The organism is Microbulbifer sp. 2205BS26-8, assembly GCF_030731025.1.
Lineage (GTDB): Bacteria > Pseudomonadota > Gammaproteobacteria > Pseudomonadales > Cellvibrionaceae > Microbulbifer > Microbulbifer spongiae.
This window is the reverse complement of record NZ_JAVAMR010000109.1, coordinates 1-1,863: the sequence shown is the minus strand read 5'-3', so window position 1 is coordinate 1,863 and position 1,863 is coordinate 1. Positions and strand designations below refer to the sequence as shown.

Below are 1,863 nucleotides of genomic sequence, written 5' to 3'. Positions count from 1 at the left end.
GAAAGCTCCGGGGCTTTGACTACCTTGCCAAGGTCATCACCGGAGTGAAATTCAAGGATGGAGAGGAGGTGACAACGGCCGGTCAGAGCGCTGCTTAATCAGGCTTGTTGAACACCAGAATTGACAATAACTCAAAAACACAAAAGAGGAATATATGAAAAATGGTTTAGGATTAGCAATCATTGCAACGGCAATGTCAGCCTTTTCGAGTACAGCTAGCGCGACGCGGGTTTGGGGAACAATACTTACCGACTGGACTTTGGAACTTAATAATGGTGCTGCATACATCACCTCCCCTCAATTCGCTTCAAATTGTTCCTTCAGTCGAGGACAAATCGATATGGATGGCACTGAGTTTAATAAAGCCCAGTATGCTTATGCTTTGTCTGCAAAAGCAAGGGGTAAAAGGCTAGCGTATGTTATCGATGACGAGGAAACCACTTGCGTCATCACTGCGTTGCGGGAAACCGATTGACTGATTACATAGCAAGCAATTAAAAATTTCTTCCTACTTGCAGCACTATACTCGCAGATTCAAGTACTAACCGCAATTTCTTTACGCAGCGAGCAAATTCACTCGCTGCCTCTCAACAAGGCTTTAAGGCAATAGAATGAGATACGCATTTTTATTTTTAATATACCCAAAGCGTTTGAGATTTAGGTTTTCGGGGAGAGTCAAAACCCCTCAAATCCTCCACCAAGTAGACTTGATAACTCTGTTTTTCGTCGACCTATTCCCTGGAAAAATTCTATCGATGCCTCCCTAAACGCTTTCAGATTCTCATGGTATCTATTGTAAAGAACGTTTTTCTTGAAAAACTTCCATAACCGTTCAATCAAATTTAATTCTGGAGAGTAGGCAGGTAAAAACACCAAATTGATTCGATCATTTTCCCCTACCCAGTCTTTGACAACCTGTGAGTAATGATAACGCGCATTATCCAAAATAAAAGGGGGCTCAATCCAACCTGGTTGGACAATCCGTTAGGGGAAATGTTTCCGGAACTAAAAATCAATATGAAAAAAGCTATTTCATCTGCTAAGAGGAATTATGGGTCAAAATCTACAACAGCATTTGGGGGGACAAGCCATTGAGGGCGACGTTATGCCTATTGAAAGTCCTCAATGAAAACTCCAATACTTAAAACAGAACGATTCATTATTAGGTCTTTTGAGGAAAAAGATTTAGAAGCTTTTGCTCAATATCGTTCTCAGCCAGAGATAGCCAAATTTCAGAATTGGACAGACTATTCTTATCAGAACGCCTTGGATCTTTTTAAAGCTATTGATTACTCAAATTTTAATATTGATGGTAATTGGTACCAGTTAGCTATTGTAAAAAAGAAAACTGATGAACTGATTGGAGATTTAGCAGTACATTTTATAGATGGTGAACAGCAGGATCTTTCCTGAATTGACCCCCCAAGACATCCCTCGCAATTGGCCAGCCGACAAAGCTGCCAGATCCTGTCCTTAAATTACCATCTTGGGTTTTCAATTCTCTTCATCACATAGCAAAGCCAGCAGTGTTACCCCATTTTGCCTTGGAGGCGACAAACTCAAGGTAATTCAGGCACTTAATCAGCTGGCATGTATTGATCTGTATATTTTTTGAACGCGGAAAAGGGCCTGCGATCACTCCTCCCCACGCCTGCCGGTTTTGCGCTTTTCCTTAGCCAGTGAAATTGGAAAACACCGCAAACCCCCGCCAGCCGTGGGCTGTAGCGATTTTCGGGATTTCACAAATTGAAGAAAAATGAAGAGAATCGAAGAGATTTTTCACAGGTCAAAATGGCTGGAAGCCAGTAACCACGGGGTTTTCCAGCGGGTGCGAGCAGTTTTGTATGAGATCTGATCAGAGGG

3 protein-coding genes are annotated in these 1,863 nt (G+C 42.1%); 2 read left to right on the top strand and 1 reads right to left on the bottom strand.

The features are described from left to right. Positions 1–154 precede the first annotated feature (154 nt). Positions 155–475, top strand: a complete 321-nt coding sequence (locus Q5Y71_RS16700) for a hypothetical protein (RefSeq protein WP_306043211.1) — start codon at positions 155–157, stop codon at positions 473–475. Between the two features lie 200 nt (positions 476–675). Here the strand turns inward: Q5Y71_RS16700 and Q5Y71_RS16695 are convergent, their stop codons facing one another. Beyond that, on the bottom strand, positions 676–945 hold the full coding sequence (locus Q5Y71_RS16695; protein WP_371877093.1) for a transposase: 270 nt from the start codon (positions 943–945) through the stop codon (positions 676–678). A 180-nt stretch (positions 946–1,125) separates the two neighbouring features. Here Q5Y71_RS16695 and Q5Y71_RS16690 point away from each other — a divergent pair, with 180 nt between their 5' ends. Further along, complete coding sequence (locus tag Q5Y71_RS16690; RefSeq protein WP_306043210.1) at positions 1,126–1,413, top strand: GNAT family N-acetyltransferase; 288 nt, start codon at positions 1,126–1,128, stop codon at positions 1,411–1,413. Positions 1,414–1,863 lie beyond the last annotated feature (450 nt).